This window comes from Sphingobacterium sp. IITKGP-BTPF85 (genome assembly GCF_001006065.1).
GTDB lineage: Bacteria > Bacteroidota > Bacteroidia > Sphingobacteriales > Sphingobacteriaceae > Sphingobacterium > Sphingobacterium anhuiense.
Map to the genome: position 1 here is coordinate 1 of NZ_ASZT02000018.1, position 19,896 is coordinate 19,896.

Consider the following 19,896-nt stretch of genomic DNA (forward strand, 5'->3'; position numbering starts at 1 on the left):
GTCGATCCAGTGACCCTCTGCTTGTAAGGCAGATGCTCTGAACCAGCTGAGCTAATTCTCCGTTAAGTATTTTGAACACTTCTGTTTGTCGTGGAGAATACTGGGTTCGAACCAGTGACCCTCTGCTTGTAAGGCAGATGCTCTGAACCAGCTGAGCTAATTCTCCGTTAAGTATTTTGAAACACTTCTGTTTGTGTGGAGAATACTGGGTTCGAACCAGTGACCCTCTGCTTGTAAGGCAGATGCTCTGAACCAGCTGAGCTAATTCTCCGTTAAGTATTTTGAAACACTTCTGTTTGCGTGGAGAATACTGGGTTCGAACCAGTGACCCTCTGCTTGTAAGGCAGATGCTCTGAACCAGCTGAGCTAATTCTCCATTTTTTTCAGACTTTCAATAAATTAGCTGAGCTAATTCTCCGCTTTAGTTCTTGGTATATAATACCTTTCCCTAATTGCGTATGCAAATGTACTGCAAAATTTCGACTCTCAAAATTATTTCAAAAGTTTTACGCTTAAAAACGCAATCCACTAGAAGCCACGCATATAATTTTCAATATTTTTAGTCATAGAATTTCCAAGAAACACCAAATCTTATATTCGCATCATTCATCGGATAACGACGAACAGTATAATAGCCTTTTGGCATGCCCAAATATTGGTTTACAAAATTACAACTGATAAAAAGTGTCACGCGTTGTATGTTTGCTGTAGCCCACGCATCAAATATAGGATAAGTCGAAAATTTAATCCCTGCATTATCATTATAAAACTGACTTGCATTAATTGAATAAGATGGTGTTGTAAACGGAGTGTTGAAACGTGCATCAACTCCAATGTTGAAATCAACCACTTTATAAAGCACATTGCTGTAATACAAACTATGCCAGGTATATATTTCAGGAGTTGCAAGTGTTTCCTGTTGATCTGTTTTTTGATATACAATTAAGTTATCCAAGGTAAATTTACTAAACTTGAACTTTTGTCCTACTGAAACCTTTAATAGATTAACAGATCCCAATTGCGCCGGTTCAATTAATTTAGCCAGGCGTGGATCATTTTTCGGATTATCAATCTCTTTAAAGTAAAGATAGTTATCCATTAAAAAGTATTCAACCTTTCCATTGAACCCAATTTTTGGATTGCTATACTGAAAAGCTAGATTTTGTGTTTTTGTTTTATTAAGATCCCGCTCCCATTGATGGTACGTATAATTCATTCGATTAAACACCATTTCTGGTGATTTATTCTGCGAATAAGCCGAAAGCGTAATTTTACCAACATTAGAACTTAATAAAAAGTCGGCTTTTGCTTCATAAAGATAATCACCAAAATTATGACCCATCACTATCTGATTGACTTTACCTGTCAGATTGACTCGATCTGAGAACTTATACCCCAGCTCCCCCTTTAGCATACCATTTTGATAAATCTGTTATTGATACCACTATCTGAATACCAATACATATCATGTTGAAAAGCAACATTTAATTTCGCTTCATTTAAAAATAGATTTCCCCCTCAAGTAAAAGCTATATTCAAATTCATTTGAAATAGAAGTAATTTCCGTTGTATCCTGCGTTAATCTGGAAGAACCATATGGGAAAGCACCATTAGCATCGGTTTCATTTTTAAAAAAATTATATTTCTGAATCCGTACAGAACTGTTATGTGCAACGCTATTTGTAGGGTAAATCTGCATTGTAGGCTTACCTGCATCAACGGTATCAAGATGACCTAGAAACATCGATTGACGAATGAAAAATGAATTATCACGCCATTCATTTCGAGGTCTATTGTCTCCTTGCCCCTGTAATCTTACGGGGTAACGATCGGATGATTGCTTTTCCTTATCTTTGAATATATTATCTGACAAAATCGAACCATTCTCTGAAGCATCAAGTTTATTAAACACTAAATTTGTCAACAAATTATAGCGGTGATTTTCGGACTCGTACCAAGCAAATAAAGCCGATTTGATATCGGAATACTTCTGATTGGTATAATATCCATCTGCTCTTGTTGCATGAAATTCTCCACCTATATTAAGTCTTGGATTTATATTTTGTGCAAGTCTTGCACGAAATACTTGATCATCAAAGAAAAATCCTACAGCATAAAGTTCCGAAAATCTGGCACGTGCCCTAAAATATTGAATAGAATCCGGTCTGTACAAGGTACGCTCCAAACTGTGAAATCCACTTTGAAAACCTATCGTTTTACTAGGTTGAAATAATAGGTCACGCGTTGCCAAACCATAGGAACCTAAATTGATACTGGGATTCCATGGTAAATTCTGTTTATTGTAATACTGAAAATTACGATGTGATGTATCTATTTGAACGGTGTAGGTTCCTTTTTTCATCATATCCAATGTTGTATATCGAATATATTTAGCAGACAAAATAACAGAATCCTGTTTCGCATCTTCTTTTGCCCGAGCAGAATCTAAAGCACTACTCCATTCATCATTACTTTGTGCTTGAACTTGATTTACAAAACCAAGAATACAACAAAAAATCGCTAATAAGCGCAGGGTCACCTTCATTAATATTTGAACTAGTATTGTTTAAAAACTATTGCAAAGCTATTAATTCTTTCAAAATTAACGTCATCTTTGGTTCAGCTTTTGCAGCTATATCTACGATGTCCTGCAAAGAAACAGGTTGCAGATGATCATGAAACCTCATCAGTAATCACAGAGATCGCAAAAACAGGTATATCCATATGATTAGCGACAATAACTTCAGGCACAGTACTCATCCCCACAATATCACCGCCAATCAATCTCATGTAACGATACTCGGCTTTAGTTTCCAAATTTGTCCTGGGGCAGCTACATATACAACCTCATGTGCCCTAATTTCTTTGTGGACAGCAATGTCTAAACCTTGCTTTACCATTTCACGGTTATAGGGTTGACTCATATCAGGAAAACGTGGACCGAATGCGGCTAAGTTTGAACCACGTAGCGGATTATCTGGCAACAAATTAATGTGATCGGAAATGATACCCAAATCACCTTTAAGAATATTAGGGTTTAAAGATCCTGAGGCATTTGAAACAAAGAGCTTCTGAATGCCCAAGACTTTCATGATACGGATTGGAAATGTAATTTCTTTCATATTGTAGCCTTCATAATAATGAAGTCTACCCTGCATCGCTACAACCCTACGACCATTCAGCATACCGAATATCAATTTACCGGAATGAAATTCAACTGTAGAAATGGGAAAGTTGGGGATATTGGAATACATCAATGAATACTGGACGTCGATCTCATCGACCAACTTACCCAATCCAGTACCTAGTATTATTCCAAATTCAGGCTGAAAATCGCCTATTTTCTTGCGGATAAATCCAGCGGTTTCTTCTATCAATTGATACATACGTGCAAAAAAACTAATTTAATCAAACTTAACTTAATTTTTTGCACGTACAAATCACTTAACTTTTTTTAATTATGTGAAAGCGCTCTATCGGAGGCTTTACCCGGAGAAGTTAAAATCAACAGTAAGAATGTTATAAAACCATTGATAATGATCAAGTCTAAACCGATTACATACGGCGTATAAACTTCTATTACATAAGTTTCAAAATATACAAAATAGCTGGTGATATTACACAAATGAAAGGCACTAGTTTGTCTTTAACTGCGTATTTTGTAGCAATACCTACAACAAACAGTCCCAACAATGGACCATATGTGTAACTTGCAGCTGTAAAGATTGCGTTTACGACCGAATCATCATTAATTAATTTGAATACTAAAATCACCAATAACATAACAATAGAAAAGCCAAAATGTACATAATTACGTTGCTTAACCAATACTGGATCATTTGGATTCTCTTTTTTATTAAAATTTAGGAAATCAATACAATACGAAGTCGTCAAAGCAGTTAATGCTGAGTCAGTAGTTGCAAATGTAGCTGCCGTCAATCCCATCATAAAAATTATTGCCGGAAGAATAGCCAAATGATTTAAAGCAATTTCAGGATATAAATAATCACGAGTAGCGAGCTGACTGATATCAATTCCATTTTTCTCTGCATAGATATAGAGCAGTGCTCCAACTGCTAAAAAGAAAATATTGATCACCACAAATACACTGGTAAAAGTAATCATATTCTTTTGAGCCTCTTTGATTGTTCCCATGGAGAGGTTCTTCTGCATCAGATCCTGGTCTAATCCTGTCATGGCAATGGTTACAAAAATCCCCCCTAGAAATTGTTTCCAAAAATTAGCTTTGCTACCAACAAAATCATCCCAAAAGAATATTTTAGAATAGCTACTTTCTTTAACTGCTTCGAAAGTATCAACAATTCCAAAATTTAGTCCTTTAGCCATAAAGTAGATGGAAAGAATAACCGCTGTTATCAAAAATGTTGTTTGCAGCGTATCCGTTACAATTATTGTCTTCAACCCGCCTTTATTTGTATAAAGCCAAATTAACAACAGACAGATTACAACTGTAACTACAAAAGGAATATTCCAAGCATCAAAAATAAAATGTTGCAATACAATAGCAACCAAATAAAGACGAAAGGCAGAACCGATCGTTCTTGAAATTAAAAAGATAGCTGCTCCTGTTTTATAAGTTGTATGACCAAAACGTTCTTCTAAATAGGTGTAAATAGACGTTAGGTTCATCCTATAATATAGCGGTAACAAGACATACGCGATGATAATAAAACCAACGGCATTTCCCAGCACAAACTGAAAGTAGCTAAATTCTGAAGCACCAACTGCTCCCGGTACTGAAATGAAAGTCACTCCTGACAATGCAGTACCAATCATTCCAAAGGCAACCATATACCATTTCGAATTGCGATTAGCCACAAAAAAAGTGGAGTTGTCTGATGATCCCTTTGAAGTAAAATGCGCTACGGCAAGTAAAACAGCAAAGTAGACCACCAAAAATGATAATAAAATTATTGGTGACATAAGTTTGTTTTATAATAGGTGATTTAGTGTTTAGTGTGTTTCTTGATATGCCTCTATTGCCTGGCGCACATGACCAAATTTTTCCAATAATTCTGTTGCTTCAGCTTCCGTTGCATTCGTTTCATCCATAATAATACGAACCCCGCGAGCCATTAATTTATGATTAGATAATTGCATATCAACCATTTTATTTCCCTGCACACGCCCCAATTGGATCATAATGGAGGTACTTAGCATATTCAGTACTAATTTTTGAGCAGTCCCTGCTTTCATACGTGTAGAACCTGTCACGAACTCAGGTCCAACCACTACTTCCACAGGCAATTGCGCCTCTCTTGCTATAGGTGAACCACTATTGCAAACGATACAGCCTGTTACTAATCCCGCGGCATTAGCGGCTTGTAAACCTCCAACTACATAAGGAGTCGTTCCTGACGCGGCAATACCGATAACAACATCCGTTTTATTAATACTATATTCAGTCAAATCCTTCCAGGCTTGTTCTGTATCATCTTCAGCAAATTCAACTGCTTTTCGGATAGCCGTATCTCCTCCTGCAATCATTCCGATAATCCAATCAAATGGAACACCATAAGTTGGAGGACATTCTGATGCATCCAAAACACCTAATCGTCCACTTGTACCAGCACCGATATAAAAAACACGTCCTCCATTTTTCATCTTAGCTACACACTCATTAACCAACGCCTCTATCTGCGGAATAGCTTTTTCAACAGCCATCGGAACGGTCTTATCTTCGTTATTAATATTCGTCAACAACTCCAAAACAGTCATTTTTTCTAAATCCTGGTAATGCGATTCTTTTTCGGTTGTATTTATCATCCTATCTTCTATATTATCCTTTATTCTATTGTAATAACACACGAATATCGACAAATTGATATTCCTCTTTCTTTAACTTATCTATCATTTACCTAAGCGGTGATAAAATTTATCTTTTCGACGTGAGTCTGTGCCCATATGTATGAGTATGATAAATCCATTTAATCCGTTTAGCTTTTTATTTTGTTCCCATAGCCCCATTTCAATATCATCAGAAGATAAATATCGTTTACCCATTTCAGGATAACTATAATCGGCGGCAGTTCGTAATCCAGGAGTATAATTAATGGGCACATATCCCATTTCCTCACTCCACGCGACAATCTCCTGATTGTACCATTCATACGAAGGAATAAAATATTTGTTATCGGTTCGAAAACCTAATTTTTCTAATTCCCTGAAATTTATCTCCAAATCTTGGATAAATGAATCCTTTGTTACTAATAAACCTTGTCTATTGTCCCAATCACTAAACAATAAATGTTTATCAGAGTGAGCAGAAAGATAATGTTTATTCCTTTTAATCTCCTTTACAACAGAACGAAATTTCGATGTTCTCAAAAAGTCTCCTGTTAGAAAGAAAGAACCCTTTACATCCTTTTCTTTCAATATTTTTAGCACCGTCAATCCACCATCAGCTAAATCATGCCCTGTAAAAACCAGCGCTAGTTGCTTTTGCAAGCTATCTCCTCTCACGATAGCTCCAAAAGAATCTTTAACTACTTTTTTATTTGAGGCTCCTCTAATGCCTTTTGTTCTTGAGAAGCTAACAAATAGATCAATGAAGCAGTACCATCCATTGTAGGTTCATTTGTACTGTAGTCACCATAATCGTCATGATAAACAACAAGATCACTTTGAAATGCGGCATACGGATCCTCATTCAGCAATTTAATTCCGATCAGATTACGATATGTCGAAGTCATTATGGGACCATCAACCAACCCACCATCAATTGGAAAATTCTTTAAATGAGTAAATGCAGAATGCGGATTAACAGGTGTATCTCCCCACGAAGGCAGACCATAAACCATGCTTGTGCCCCAAGGATTTGTACCAAAGATCCAATCTATATTTGCTTGTGCCAATTCATCGTATTGTGTATCCTGTGTCAATTCTTTATACCATAAACATTGAATAGCGAACGATACAGTTAAATTATTACTGCACCAAATAAAAGGAACACCCCCTATAAAAGGCATTTGTTTTTGCTCGTTCAAAGACCGACGCTATTCCAGACTTATAATATGAGACAATCTCCTCGCGAATCATTGCCTTTTAACAGTTTTCCCAGTTCATAATGCCCTAAATTAATAAATGGATACCATTGGTAATGTGCTGCGGTATCTGTTTCCATCCATGGCGTAATTTTTTCCTGTCGCGCATAAGCTATCGATTCATTTAAAAACCGCTTCTTATTTGTTGCCCCATAAAACATTGCTCCGGCCAGCTCCATATCATCAACCCAATTATCCTCGGCATAAATATAAGGAGACTTCACTGATACTGTTTGTGTTACCCCAGGTTTTATTAATGCAAAGTTATATGCTGTTTTGGCTTTTTTAGCCAAAGTTTTAGCATATTTAATATCATCATTTCGAAACAAAGAACTACCCAGATGGAAAGCGCTCGAAAACTTGGCTGCCGTTGAACTTGTACCTGTTGTATTATTCATAAACTTACCACGTTGCTGCGGTTCGCCATTTATAAAATACACCGGTCTTTCAAAACCTCTTCCATAAAAAGGATCTTCACCAGGCATTCTCATATTTGTATGATCACGGTCATCTGCAATCTGGTTAAACATTAAGTTTGGAGCAGGATGCATCTTTAGCAACCAATCCAATCCCCATTTTGCTTCGTCCAGCACATCAGCGCGACCATTCTGACCATCCAATCCATTTGCCTGCTTTTGATCACCAAATACTTTTGGAAAATCTCTATAAGCAGCTAACAAATGATAAGTAGCATTTGCCGAAGTCGTTGAATATTGCAAATAATCGGAAGCATCATGCCAGCCTCCTCCTGCATCAATACGTGAGCTATCTGCAATACCTACCTTATTAGCATGTAATATAAAACCGTCGTGTGTATGACAGCTATCTTTTAGAAACGGGTTAAAAAGCGTTCTTTGTTGCCGCATATAACGAAGTGCAAAATCGGCAGCTCCTTTATAGACATCCTTTCCAATTTTAAAAACTGGTGATTTCACTTTTCCAACTCTTAAATAATAAGAACCCGTATCGCGATATGCTGAAAAATCAAACCTAAAGCTTTGCACAAATGGTCCATAAGTTCCAAAATCTTTACCGATTATATTCGAAAATACACTTTTCTGTGTTTTCGCATCAATCAGTTCAAACCGAGTATAATCAGCCTTTTCCTTTGCTCCAAATACCGCAACTTTAATTCCTGCAGGTGTATACCCTAATTGGTTCACTCTTATCCATGCCTGTTCTTGCGCTTTCGCAAAGTTAAAAACAAAACATGCAAAAACAAGCATAAAAACTCGCTGTAAATGTAATAAGTTTTGCGTAGTTAATTTCATAATTTAGAACTTTTATAAAGTTAAAATTTTAGTTTAACAATTTTACCGTCCATTGTACTGCAAACTAACCCTTTATTACCCATAATCAACGGCGGATTGACCATACCATTTGATATTTTATATTGCCACAATACAGCTCCTGATGAGGCATTAACAGCTGACAGCAAACCTGAATGACTTGGTACAAAAACAATTTTATTGTTAGCGCTGATCGCTGACGGGGTTAGTTCATAAGGAAGTTTCAAATCTGATTTCCATGAGACTTCCATTTTATCAGCTTTGGTGGAAATACCAAGTAAATCACCATCCATTGTTTTCACATATACATATTTATGATCAGTTGATAAACCCATTGACTCTCTAACTCGTATCGTATCCTTCTTCTCTCTCCAGATAACCTTTCCATTTTTCGCATTTAAAGCTGTCATAAATCGATCTGGAGCTACCACATAAATGGCATTATTCACCGCAACGGGATAACAAGCAGCAGCTGAAAACATCCGATTAGCATGACCATTATTCCACTCCCACTCTAATTTACCTGACTGCGCATTTAAGGCATAAAAACCATTACCCCAAGAACCAAAAATAATTAGATTTTGATAATAAGTTGGGAGCGTAGAAACATACCCCTTTACGTCCTTAAAATTCCACTTTTCCTTTCCAGTCAGTACATCCAATGCTCTAAAAACTCCATCCGAACCGCCGATGTATGCCGTGCCACTCTGAATCAAAGGTGATCCCAAAACAGCTTTTCCTGTTTTAATTTTCCATTTTAACAGTCCACTTTCTGCATCCAACCCATAGATATAATGATCTGAAGAACCGACAACGACAACACCCTTCCATGCAGCTGGTGTTGAATAAACTTTACCACCAGTTTTAAATGACCATTTTTTCTGTCCCGTATTATTATCCAAAGCAAAAACATCACCTGAAGTATTTGCGGCAATGATCAAATCCTTATAAAGTGCCATTCCAGAACCGATATCACTCTCATCTTGAAAAACCCAATCCACAGCAACTTTAGAGGCGAATTTTTCATTAACAGCGTAATTTGGTCTCGGATATTTCTTTTTATCTAGTTCAAAATGATGATTTTCTAACGCGATCACTGCCCAAGGATCCAAGTAAGTTCCATCAACTGTACGTTCTTGATAAGTAGCCTTACCCTGGTCAATCGTCACAATATTATAACCACCATATTCATTCTTCGCGCGCAAATTTGACCTCCCCATGATCCCAGGTATACCCTCCCAGTCGTACACTTTATTTATATGACCATGTCCGCAAAAAGCCAATTGTACATTTCTAGATTTCACACGATCCAACGCTTCAAACCAATTATTTAAAGAAGAATCCTGCGGATAGTGATTGATATATATGAGAGGGACACTACGATCAGGATTAGCACTAAACACAGAATCCATCCACACTAGGTTTTCCCTCGGAATCTGACCGGGACTCATCCGCATGTTAGGACCAGAGTTTGTTCCCAAAAACATAAATCCTTTATATTTAAAGAAGAAGGTTTCACCTCCAAACACACTACGAAAAGTATTGGCCCCATTTTCAGACCAGTTACCATCATGATTTCCAGGTATTATATACCATGGCAATGACAAACTATCCAGTATCTGCTTGGCCAATTTCAATTCATGATCCGCACCAAATTCTGTAATATCACCTGATAAAATAACAAAATCAATATCCTTTAATGTATTCAGATCTTTTACTGTTCGGCGTAAATCTTCTTCTCCAGTTGCACCGCCAACATGCGTATCTGTTACATGGGCAAATTTGAAAGTTTGCGCATGCAAGAAATTGAAGGCAAAAATCATTATGCAAATAATCGTATAGGTTCTTTTTATCATGATAGGAATCAGTTATTAACGTAAATATACTTAAAAAAATGCACAAACATGCATGTTTGTGCAATAATAAAAAATAATAACGCAAACAAATACTTTTGTAAAATGGTCAATGGGACCAAATAAAAAGAGCCACTTAAATTAAGTGGCTCTAATAACCCAGTAGCCGAAGATTACCAGCCTGCTGTTTGTGTTAAAGTATATCCTCTGTCTACATATTGTTGCACTTGATTAAGTCCAACAGGTGACATATATGATCGTTCTGTGAAAGCGACTCTATTTGTAAAGTTGGCGACAACATAATAACCTATCATATCACTTGCATTTGCACCTGTAAATGTCACTATAGTACCATCAGCCTTCATAACTTTCAGCTTATTTTTATATGAATCTGCTAAATTAGTACCAGCAGCATTTTTAGGTAAATCTTTCAATGCATTAATCCAAGGACCAGACATATAATCTGGTTTATTAAAATTCATATAATTCAATTTTTTCCAACGTCTGATATCATTCAAACGAGCGCCCTCATATACGAACTCCATGCGACGTTCCCTTCTGATTTCCCACATCAAAGGCGACACATCACCATCTTTAGAAGGATCATTTGGAATCGCAGACAATAATAATGGCGCTGTTTTCTTAACACCTTTTCTCACTGCATCTGAATCTAATGGTCGATTTCTTATTGCATTGATTGATTTATCCAAGTCTGTTTGACTCACAGCAGTACCCCCATAATTTTCAGCCAATACCTGTTTAGCTTCAATCCAATTCAAGACCACTTCTGCCAAACGGGCCACAGGAGCATCATTTGTATTTGTATTACTTGTCCATTTCGCTGGATAAGTTTTACCGATGTAAGTCAATGCGTCCCTACTCGAAAATTTATGAACATAAGCTAAAGTTACAGCGGCAGTATTGACCGTATCCATAAAAGTCGCTTCAAATCTTGGATCTCTAGATGCTGCCAACGCCTTTAATGAAAAATCATTAGCTTTAGCTGCTGTTGAATTTTGCCACACTTTACCATCATTACAGATAAAAGATTTCAGCAAGCTCAAATTTGACGCTTTATCTTGACCTTCATATCCATTGCTGTACGAACCGATTGCATGCGTAACTTTCACCGCATCATTATAAGCTCTAAAGAAAATCACTTCCGGATTACCAGTTAGATCTTCAGAAGCAAATAAACTTTTAAAATCACTTCCAAAGGTATATTTACCTGAATTCATCACATATTGAGAAGCCTCAACCGCTAATTCTAAAAACTTTTTCGCTCTCGTTTTATCCACATTATGATAATGCTCCCAGGTACCTTCAAATAGCATCCAATTTGAAATCAGAGCTGCAGCTGTATAGCGCCCAACATAACCTTTACCATCATCAATACGCATATTTTCAAGAACAAACTTACAGTCTTCATACACTTTATCCATCACTTCCGTTCTTGGAGTACGCGCTTTATACATCGTATCAAAGTCTCTTGGATCAACTTCCGCATCAAAGTAAGGAACATCACCAAATACACCTACTAAACGAGAATATTCGTAAGCTCTGAAAAATTTTGCAACAGCAGTCCAGTGATTATATTCTTCTTGCGATAAATTAGGTTTTGCTTTATTCTCGATCCGGTTCAACATGATATTTGCTTTCCGTACCCAATAAAAATTCCAAGAAGGACCTGAATATTGCGTCAACATTTCAGTCGTAGCCGAAGAAGAACCACGCGTAGTAGGAACTGTCGATTCAAAACTAGCCTGAGATCCTTCTGAGGTAAAATCATCCGCCCAATTATATCCTCTCAATGGAGCAAATGCTACACCAAAACCAGAGTTATATCCTACAAAAAAGTTTGTATAAAAATCGTTGGCATACAATCTTACATCGCTTTGATTTCTCCAAAATTCAGCATCATTCACTTTAGTTGTTTCTGAACGATCTAGTAAGTCCTTATTACAAGAAACTAAACCTACCGTTGACAGTAAAACTGCTATAATATGTTTATTTAATTTCATTTTCCTAGTATTAAAAGTTTAACTGAACACCAAATGAAGCACTTTTGAATGTTGGAGTACCAACACCTGTACGACCGCCATTATAGTTGGTAGCATTAAAAATAGACTCTCCTTCCACCTCTTCAGGATCAACTGGCAATCCATTTAACTTGTCCCACGTAAAGAAATTTTCCAATGAAACGTATACCCGTAAATTATTAATTTTCACACGATCCAAAACATTTTTAGATATTGTATATCCCACTGTTAAATTTTTAATTCTCAGATAAGACATATCCAATAAGTATCGCGATTGAATCTGCATATTGTTCACATTGGTACCGCCTGCATTATTAAATGCCGCAGGATAAAATGCATCCTGATTATCTGGTGTCCAATAATCATTAACAAAACTTGCTGGCATCGCCCCATCAGAAACATTAAAGCCCGGAATAGCTAAAAATCCTGTTCCCCAAACTTACGCTGGCCAACACCCTGAAAGAAAGCTGAGACATCAAAACCTTTAAAATCTGCACCGATTCTGAATCCATACTGATATCTTGGTGTTGAATTACCAATAATCTTCGTATCTCCAGGATTATCAATTGTACCTTCGCCATTATCAATTTCTCCATCACCATTTAAATCCTTAAATTTCACATCTCCCGGACCATAGTAAAAATTAGATGAATTTTGATATCTCGGTTGATAGACGGCTTTCTCTCCATTAGGGCCTTCTTTCAGTAAATATGCTTTCTTACCACCATTTAGGTAATACTTTGACATATCTTGATTAAGATCTACCAATTGAGCTTTTCCGTTTCCATCTAACACAAAATCATCATATTGATACAATCGATCAGTCTCAAAACCCCAGATATCTCCATACACACGCCCATTATAATTCACGCCTGTTGTTCTTGATTCTGTATAACCAGTAAATACCGATTTAGAGTCGTCAATATTAGCTCTTAAGTTGATGCCAAGACCATTTTCAAACCGATGGTTAAAATCCACAGCAATTTCAATCCCTTTGGTTGTCAAGGTACCATAATTCCCCACTGGAGGTGTCGCACCTAAAGTCAAGGTTGTTCCCTCTAGTGGTGCAAACATGTTATTTGTCTTCTTTTGATACCAATCAACTGTAAGTCCTAATTTGCTCTTAAAAAAACGTGCATCTAAACCCACATCCAGAGTTTCCAAATCTTCCCAACTTACACGTGGTATATTCAATTTCGGAGATCCAACAGAGTTTGTTAATACCCCATCAATAACCCAACTCGTTTGGCCGGCATTCATATTGGAGATATACAAATCAGAAGGAACAGTTTGATTACCAATAATACCCCAAGAACCTCTGAATTTCAACTGGTTCAATGTTGGTTTAGCCCATTCCATAAAACGTTCTTCCGAAGCTACCCATCCCGCAGAGAACGATGGGAACCATCTCCATTTCAACTCTTTCGGAAATTTGGATGAACCATCATAGCGAAGATTTGCCTCAAATAGATATTTATTCTTATAAGCATAATTAATCCTGCCAAAGTACCCTAATTGAGACTCCCAATATTCACCTCCACTACCTGTAATTGTACCTACAGCAAGATCAAACTGTGGATTGGTAATATCAATTAAATCTGCTCTTTGTGTCCAATGATACTGTCCAGCAGAAGCAACACGATTCATACCTAACATAAATTTAAACACATGATCATCATTCAAATTTAAGTCATACGTACTATACGCATTGAAAGTATGCTTTTGCTCATTTTCAGATCGCATATAAATATGATCCTGCGCCGAACCATTTGCTGTATACGTATCATTAGAAAGATCATACGCTTGTATTGCTCCTGCATCGGTAGCAGAGACAACAGCTCCATCACTATTAACATATACTGGATTGCCGTTTGCGTCAACCCTTTTCTTCGCCGCTACCCAAGAATTTGCTGCTGTATATCGCGTCCCATTTCTTCTCCATGAAAAATCTTCATTGGTAAAATTATAGTCAATATCTACCCGCCAGTTTTTCTTAATATTTACCGTCGCACCAGCATTTAAATTAATGTAGTTACGTAACATAGAGGCATCATTCGCTGCATTATTCTCACTCCAGGGACTTCTAATTGGGTTTCCATTTTCGTCATTTCCCATCGGATACAAAGAACTCCATCGATACATGTATAACCACGGATCTGCTGTGGTGGAGTTTGTGGCATATGGGTAGGTCTTATTCCTTTGCGCAAACATGGCACCTCCGCGAACAGTAATGAATTTATTCAATTCAGTACTCAGACGTAAGGTAGCATTATATCTTGTGAATTTGTCTGCATCACCAGGTTTCAACATGCCGCTTTGGTTTAATGAACCAAATGAAGCAGTATATTTTGTTTTATTAACACTACCATTTAAGGATAGATTGTGAGTTTGCGTAGGTGCCCACTCTTTAATCATATAATCATATGGATCATAAGTACGTATACCAAATTTCTTCGTTGGTGCTGTTGGATTCACATACCAATCTCTTCCGTATACGGTCGGGTCATCCGCCCCAATAGTAGAACCATATTTTTTATCCCAATCAACAGCTTTTTCGTAACTCTCTCTATTTATTTTATAAAAGGCTCCTGTTTCCGTTTCTCCAACCCTTTCCATTGCATCTACTGTATATTTCAATGCATTCAAACGTCCCATTTCATACCGTTTAAAAGGATTCTGAAAGGAAAAATTGTTGGAATAATTCACATTGATTTTTTCAGATGTATTTCCTGTCTTACTTGTAATCAATATAACACCAAAAGCCGCCTTAGATCCATATATAGAAGAAGCTGCGGCATCTTTTAAAACGGTAATCGACTCTACATCCTCAGGGTTGACATATTGAATACTTGGTATTTCAACATTATCTAATAAAATAAGTGGATTAGATGTCCCTTGAATAGAAGAAATCGCACCACGGATTCTGATTTTTGGGTCAGCCCCAACCTCCCCACTAGGTATAGTAACACTCAACCCTGGCGTTGTACCTTGGATTGCACGACCAATATCTGCAATAGGCCTACTCTGTAAATTCTCTTTGACATTAATAGTAGACACAGCTCCTGTTACATTTCCTTTTTTCTGCGTACCATAACCAACCACAACGACTTCTTCCAAAGCTTGATTGCTAGATTCTATGGTTACATTGACTGTATTAGAAGTTACAGTCACCTCTTTTGTTGCATAACCCACAGAAGTAAATCTTAATTTACTTCCAATTGGAGCAGCAATTTTGAAATGACCTTGACTATCAGTTTTGTAGATGCCGTCCCTCCAACAACTACTACGCTTACCTCAGACATGGGCCCATCTGGTCCAGTCACTATCCCCTGAATTGCATTTTGAAGTACAGATTTGGATGAAGCTAAAAGTGACTGTGTTACTTTAGGATTATTTAGAATACTCTCTTTGCTCACATTACTGAAAGACTTAGAAGGCACACTTAATCCCACTGCAACAGAAAATAGTATAAATTTTCTCATTGTATTGTAGCGTTTTAAAATAAATGATTGCTTATATTGATAATTAGTTTGTTTGTTTTATTCAAAATCTGGGTAGATCAAATATTTTTTACGCATCAATTTATATGCGTCTAAATCCTTAGCCCATGATGCTCTAATTTCTTCTTCCGATTTACCCGCAAGAATCTGCAATCTTAATTGATCTGTTCCCGCTAGCTTGTCAAAAAAGGCAGGTCGAGCAAAGAAAGTTGACTTATCAGGAGTTTTATTGTAAAAATCCAAGAGATATTTCAGGGTAAACTTGTGCTCCGAAGGAATTATATTTCTCAGATCAACACCATAATTAACAGCACCTTTACCTTCCACATGTTTTGTCATACCATGGCGATCACCTGGAGTAAAAGTAAATGAACCATAAACTGGATTGGTATAACCAATAATTTGAAAAGGCCAGTCCGTTCCACGTCCCACGGAAATATCAGTCCCCTCAAAAAGACATAATGATAAATACAGCCGAACCGATAACGCATTTGGAAGACTTGGTGAGGGAATAACCGGCAGTTCATACATCATCTTATGATCATATCCTTTTACAGGGACAACCGTAACATCACATTGCTTTCCATTTTCTAACCATTTTTCACCATTAACCATCTTCGCCAATTCACCAATTGTCAACCCGTGAATCATCGCTATTTTGTGCCATGAAACATCAGATTTAAATTTATCATCATGTCTTACTGGACCGTCTACTTGATCTCCATTTGGATTAGGTCGATCCAAGACAATCAATTTCTTATTATGTTTTGCACATAATTCCATTATACGATGTAACGAAGTGATATAAGTATAGAACCGAGCTCCAACATCCTGAAGATCGAAAATCATAACATCGATAGTGTTTATGATTGAATCCTGTTTCTGATTACCGCCATATAAAGTATATAAAGGCAATCCTGTTTTAGAGTCAACATCATTTCCAAATTTCTCTCCCCTTTCTACATCACCTCTAAATCCATGCTCAGGCGCAAAAGCGAATTTTAAATCCACTTTCTCCCGAAATAATAGATCAACCAGATGTTCCTTTGATCGTCCAACAACAGAAGTTTGATTCCCCATTATCCCAACCTTCTTACCTTTCAACATCGGTAAGTAAATTGCAAGTTGATCTGCTCCCGGTAAAATATCTGTATTATTAGTGACAGTAGAAGAAGAAGTCTTGCTTACAATTGCTGATTTACTAGCACACGAATTGAAAGCAAGAAAACTTGTCAATGCAAGGAATGCAAATAGTCTTTTCATAGTTAAATTAAATTGATGATAGCGTACCTACCATACTGCCAAATAGTTGATAATTCGTCAATAAATGTAAGTAGATGTTTTCGTTTTCTAAATTAAATAACTCATAAAAACGCAAAACAAAGTAAGTGATCACTTTTATTTTATCCATATTCAATTGCTATTTATTTAACATTTTTTAACAGAAAAAATCACTTCAATAACGCAACTAATTAAATAACAACATATTAAACAAAATTTAAAGATGTAAAAGTGGTTCAAATAGTGTAACAGATACACCTTAATGTAACATTACTGATACATATGCAGAATGTAGCATAAAACAGCAAACGACACTTTCTTAAGAAAAAGATAAGAGAAATATCTTTCGGGGATCAAAAGCGACAAAAAAAACTCCTCAAATGCAATGAAATCCTCAAAAAAATATAAATAACAAAAAAGGAACCCATACGAGCTCCTTTTATTTCATTGATCGATTCGATCTATTATAAAGATAAAAGTTTCAAATCAGTCAGATTTTCCCTCAGCTTTAACATAAAGGCATCCCCTGGATCTGATTTAGACGTAAAATAGTCAGGATCAGTCTCTTTCCAATATTTAGTCTTTCGAAAAGCTCCATATTCATGATGGCCAATTACAAAATCAATCGGGTACTTACTTTTCAAGTATCTGATCAGCTTCTCATTTGCTTTTAACTGCTTTTCGGTAAGTGGATACTTATCTCCTCCAATATTTTCAATACCGATAGCACAATAGTTTAAACCAATAGTGTGTCTCGCAAACACCGTATCGGGTAAAAACTGATAAATGGTTCCATCTCTATCAATAACATACTGGGAAGAGACGTTTAAAGCACTTGCTTTTCTAAGTTCAGGCCTTCCGGGCAATAGCACTGGATTGAATGTATTAAATGTTGCCTGAACACTGTTATTCGCGGTCCAGTGCACTACTACCATTGTTGGCTTAATAATGGCCTTTTGCTGTACAATACCATGCCTTTTTTTCAAATAATCTAAAGACAATTGCTCACGCTCAGCATTCCAAATAATTGGTTTTTGAATAATTTCAGATGTCTGCGCAAATGAACGAATGGCAAAAAATAAAAATAGAAAATAAAAATATCTCATTTCACTAATATATAAAAGGGTTTACAAAAAAAATGTAAACCCTAATTATTTTTTATTTATCCCACCAAATACGTTGATTTTGATATGTTGGCAAATCCGCCTCCGCATTAGCCGCTTTTACTTGAGTTAGGTTATAATTAATTTCATAAGATGGAATTGCAAACCGTCTAGGCCATTCTATTTGCGACGGATAAGCAGTGGCAAATACATGGGACGGCCTTTTAAATCCTTTATAAATACCCGTTGATTCATTGTAATTCCCTGATGCATCCGTACAATAATTCATTCTTCTCAAGTCAGACCATTGCTCAGGGGAGTACGAAAGAGCGATATATTTTTGAATCATGATATGACTTAAAGTTAATTTTCCAGCTTCCTGCACTATGGAAGAACTTGCCATATATGCTGCTACATCAGAAGCCTTAACACCCATTATTTCCATATGCGCCTTGATACCGGCTTGATAAGCGGTTAGCGCAGCTCCCAATTCTCCTTTTTTAAAGCGAACTTCTGCTTCAATGAACTTCATTTCAGAATTAGTTAATAATAATCCTTTACCTCCTTTTTCAGTATACCAAGTTCCTGTTGAAAGTACTCGTCCATTTGCTGCAACCTCCTTACGCATTGAAATATAAACAGAATCTTTATTTGAAAATTTATTTGTCGCGCTGGCATAAACATAAGAAGCAGGGCCTGTTTTTGGCAAATCCGAAGTCATATCTACAAATAAGGTTTGACGATAACTGCCATCTGGATTCTGAGAACTTGGAACTAATAAGTTTAATCGCGGATCAATAACATTAGCATTACCAGAGGGGGCGCCATGATAATTATTGGTAATATAATTATAATATAATTGCGTAATACGGGCTGAAGTCCCTGTATTCCCCCACTGCAAAGAAGCTTTACTCTGATCACTTGTCGTAGCTGTCTCATCGATATATTGTATAATTGTACTCTCATCATTTAAAATTGGAGCTTTCGCCAAAGCGTCTAATACAGCTTGTGAGTTATATGTAGGTAATTTACTATAATGATTTAAAAATCTAGCTTTTAATCCATAAGCTAATTTCAACCAATTCTGTACGTTTCCCTTATTATAAATGTCTCCGGCAGATAATGGAGCTGCTCCAGAAGCTTGTTCTTTAGACAAATCTAAGATAGCCTCATCAATTAAAGCTAAAATTTTGGTGTACACATATTCTCCATCATCAAACTTAGGTGTGAGATTATTAACTTTATCAAACTCGTCATACGGCAACATTCCATATAAATCAGCCATATAACCAAAGCCCCAAGCTTTAATCAGTTTTGCTACTCCAATATAGTGGTAAGCTCCAACTTTAGTTGCACTCTCAATTAATGGATCAATATTTACCGCAGTATTCACATACCATGATTGCCAAGGCCAGCCTGTTGAAGAAGCTGTTGAATTCCACCTGGTTAAATTCCAGTTGTTGTTGTTAGCATTTACAACTGCCAATTGTTGACCTAAAAATGAAGTACGTGTACCTGCAGACTCATATCCATCGATAAACTGAGCCAACATTGATGGCAGTCGTTGTTGAGGTGTAGGTACTGTTGAATTCGCAGAATTAGGATTTTCATTGACATCTAACCATTTACTGCAAGAATTGAGTAGCAATAGTATAGAAGTTGTGGCTATATAAAATATTTTTTTCATTACGTTAGAATTTTAAATTAACACCAAATGTAAATCCAGCAGTTGCAGGAACGCCTGCATAATCAATACCTACCGAACCT

At 36.6% G+C, this 19,896-nt stretch carries 12 protein-coding genes, 3 tRNA genes and 3 pseudogenes; all 18 read right to left on the reverse strand.

What is annotated here, in order from left to right; all coding sequences use genetic code 11:
- Positions 1-91 precede the first annotated feature (91 nt).
- Positions 92-166 (reverse strand) — tRNA-Val (locus tag L950_RS05605).
- Between the two features lie 30 nt (positions 167-196).
- Positions 197-271: transfer RNA gene (locus tag L950_RS05610), tRNA-Val, on the reverse strand.
- Positions 272-301: 30 nt separating this feature from the next.
- A tRNA-Val gene (locus L950_RS05615) sits at positions 302-376 on the reverse strand.
- 183 nt (positions 377-559) lie between these two features.
- Positions 560-2,545: pseudogene (locus L950_RS05620) on the reverse strand (putative porin).
- A 28-nt stretch (positions 2,546-2,573) separates the two neighbouring features.
- Positions 2,574-3,386 (reverse strand): annotated as a pseudogene (locus L950_RS05625) (purine-nucleoside phosphorylase).
- A gap of 68 nt (positions 3,387-3,454) precedes the next feature.
- Positions 3,455-4,944, reverse strand: a pseudogene (locus L950_RS05630) (sodium:solute symporter).
- A gap of 30 nt (positions 4,945-4,974) precedes the next feature.
- Positions 4,975-5,787 (reverse strand): N-acetylmuramic acid 6-phosphate etherase, encoded by an 813-nt coding sequence (gene murQ / locus L950_RS05635; protein WP_021191946.1) that lies wholly within the window; start codon positions 5,785-5,787, stop codon positions 4,975-4,977.
- Positions 5,788-5,871: 84 nt separating this feature from the next.
- A complete protein-coding gene (locus tag L950_RS32080; RefSeq protein WP_231576901.1) occupies positions 5,872-6,468 on the reverse strand; it encodes a polysaccharide deacetylase family protein in 597 nt (198 codons plus the stop codon).
- Between the two features lie 38 nt (positions 6,469-6,506).
- Complete coding sequence (locus L950_RS32085) at positions 6,507-6,989, reverse strand: glycoside hydrolase family 9 protein (RefSeq protein ID WP_231576902.1); 483 nt, start codon at positions 6,987-6,989, stop codon at positions 6,507-6,509.
- A gap of 38 nt (positions 6,990-7,027) precedes the next feature.
- Positions 7,028-8,335 carry a glycoside hydrolase family 9 protein gene (locus L950_RS32090; RefSeq protein ID WP_231576903.1) on the reverse strand — a complete coding sequence of 436 codons (1,308 nt, stop codon included), beginning with the start codon at positions 8,333-8,335 and terminating at the stop codon, positions 7,028-7,030.
- 20 nt (positions 8,336-8,355) lie between these two features.
- Positions 8,356-10,176, reverse strand: a complete 1,821-nt coding sequence (locus L950_RS05645; protein ID WP_021191947.1) for a PQQ-binding-like beta-propeller repeat protein — start codon at positions 10,174-10,176, stop codon at positions 8,356-8,358.
- 203 nt (positions 10,177-10,379) lie between these two features.
- Complete coding sequence (locus L950_RS05650) at positions 10,380-12,227, reverse strand: RagB/SusD family nutrient uptake outer membrane protein (RefSeq protein ID WP_021191948.1); 1,848 nt, start codon at positions 12,225-12,227, stop codon at positions 10,380-10,382.
- A 10-nt stretch (positions 12,228-12,237) separates the two neighbouring features.
- Positions 12,238-12,630: a hypothetical protein gene (locus tag L950_RS32095; protein WP_231576904.1), complete on the reverse strand. Its 393-nt coding sequence runs from the start codon at positions 12,628-12,630 to the stop codon at positions 12,238-12,240.
- Between the two features lie 32 nt (positions 12,631-12,662).
- Positions 12,663-15,509: a SusC/RagA family TonB-linked outer membrane protein gene (locus tag L950_RS05655; RefSeq protein ID WP_316930546.1), complete on the reverse strand. Its 2,847-nt coding sequence runs from the start codon at positions 15,507-15,509 to the stop codon at positions 12,663-12,665.
- The gene (locus tag L950_RS32100; protein WP_021191949.1) at positions 15,449-15,727 is read right to left on the reverse strand and encodes a hypothetical protein; all 279 of its coding nucleotides are present in this window, start codon (positions 15,725-15,727) and stop codon (positions 15,449-15,451) included. Before L950_RS32100 ends, L950_RS05655 begins: the two co-directional genes overlap by 61 nt.
- Before the next feature lie 57 nt (positions 15,728-15,784).
- On the reverse strand, positions 15,785-17,008 hold the full coding sequence (locus L950_RS05660; protein WP_021191950.1) for an exo-beta-N-acetylmuramidase NamZ domain-containing protein: 1,224 nt from the start codon (positions 17,006-17,008) through the stop codon (positions 15,785-15,787).
- Between the two features lie 482 nt (positions 17,009-17,490).
- Positions 17,491-18,132 (reverse strand): N-acetylmuramoyl-L-alanine amidase, encoded by a 642-nt coding sequence (locus tag L950_RS05665; protein ID WP_021191951.1) that lies wholly within the window; start codon positions 18,130-18,132, stop codon positions 17,491-17,493.
- Between the two features lie 52 nt (positions 18,133-18,184).
- A complete protein-coding gene (locus tag L950_RS05670; RefSeq protein WP_021191952.1) occupies positions 18,185-19,816 on the reverse strand; it encodes a SusD/RagB family nutrient-binding outer membrane lipoprotein in 1,632 nt (543 codons plus the stop codon).
- Positions 19,817-19,896 lie beyond the last annotated feature (80 nt).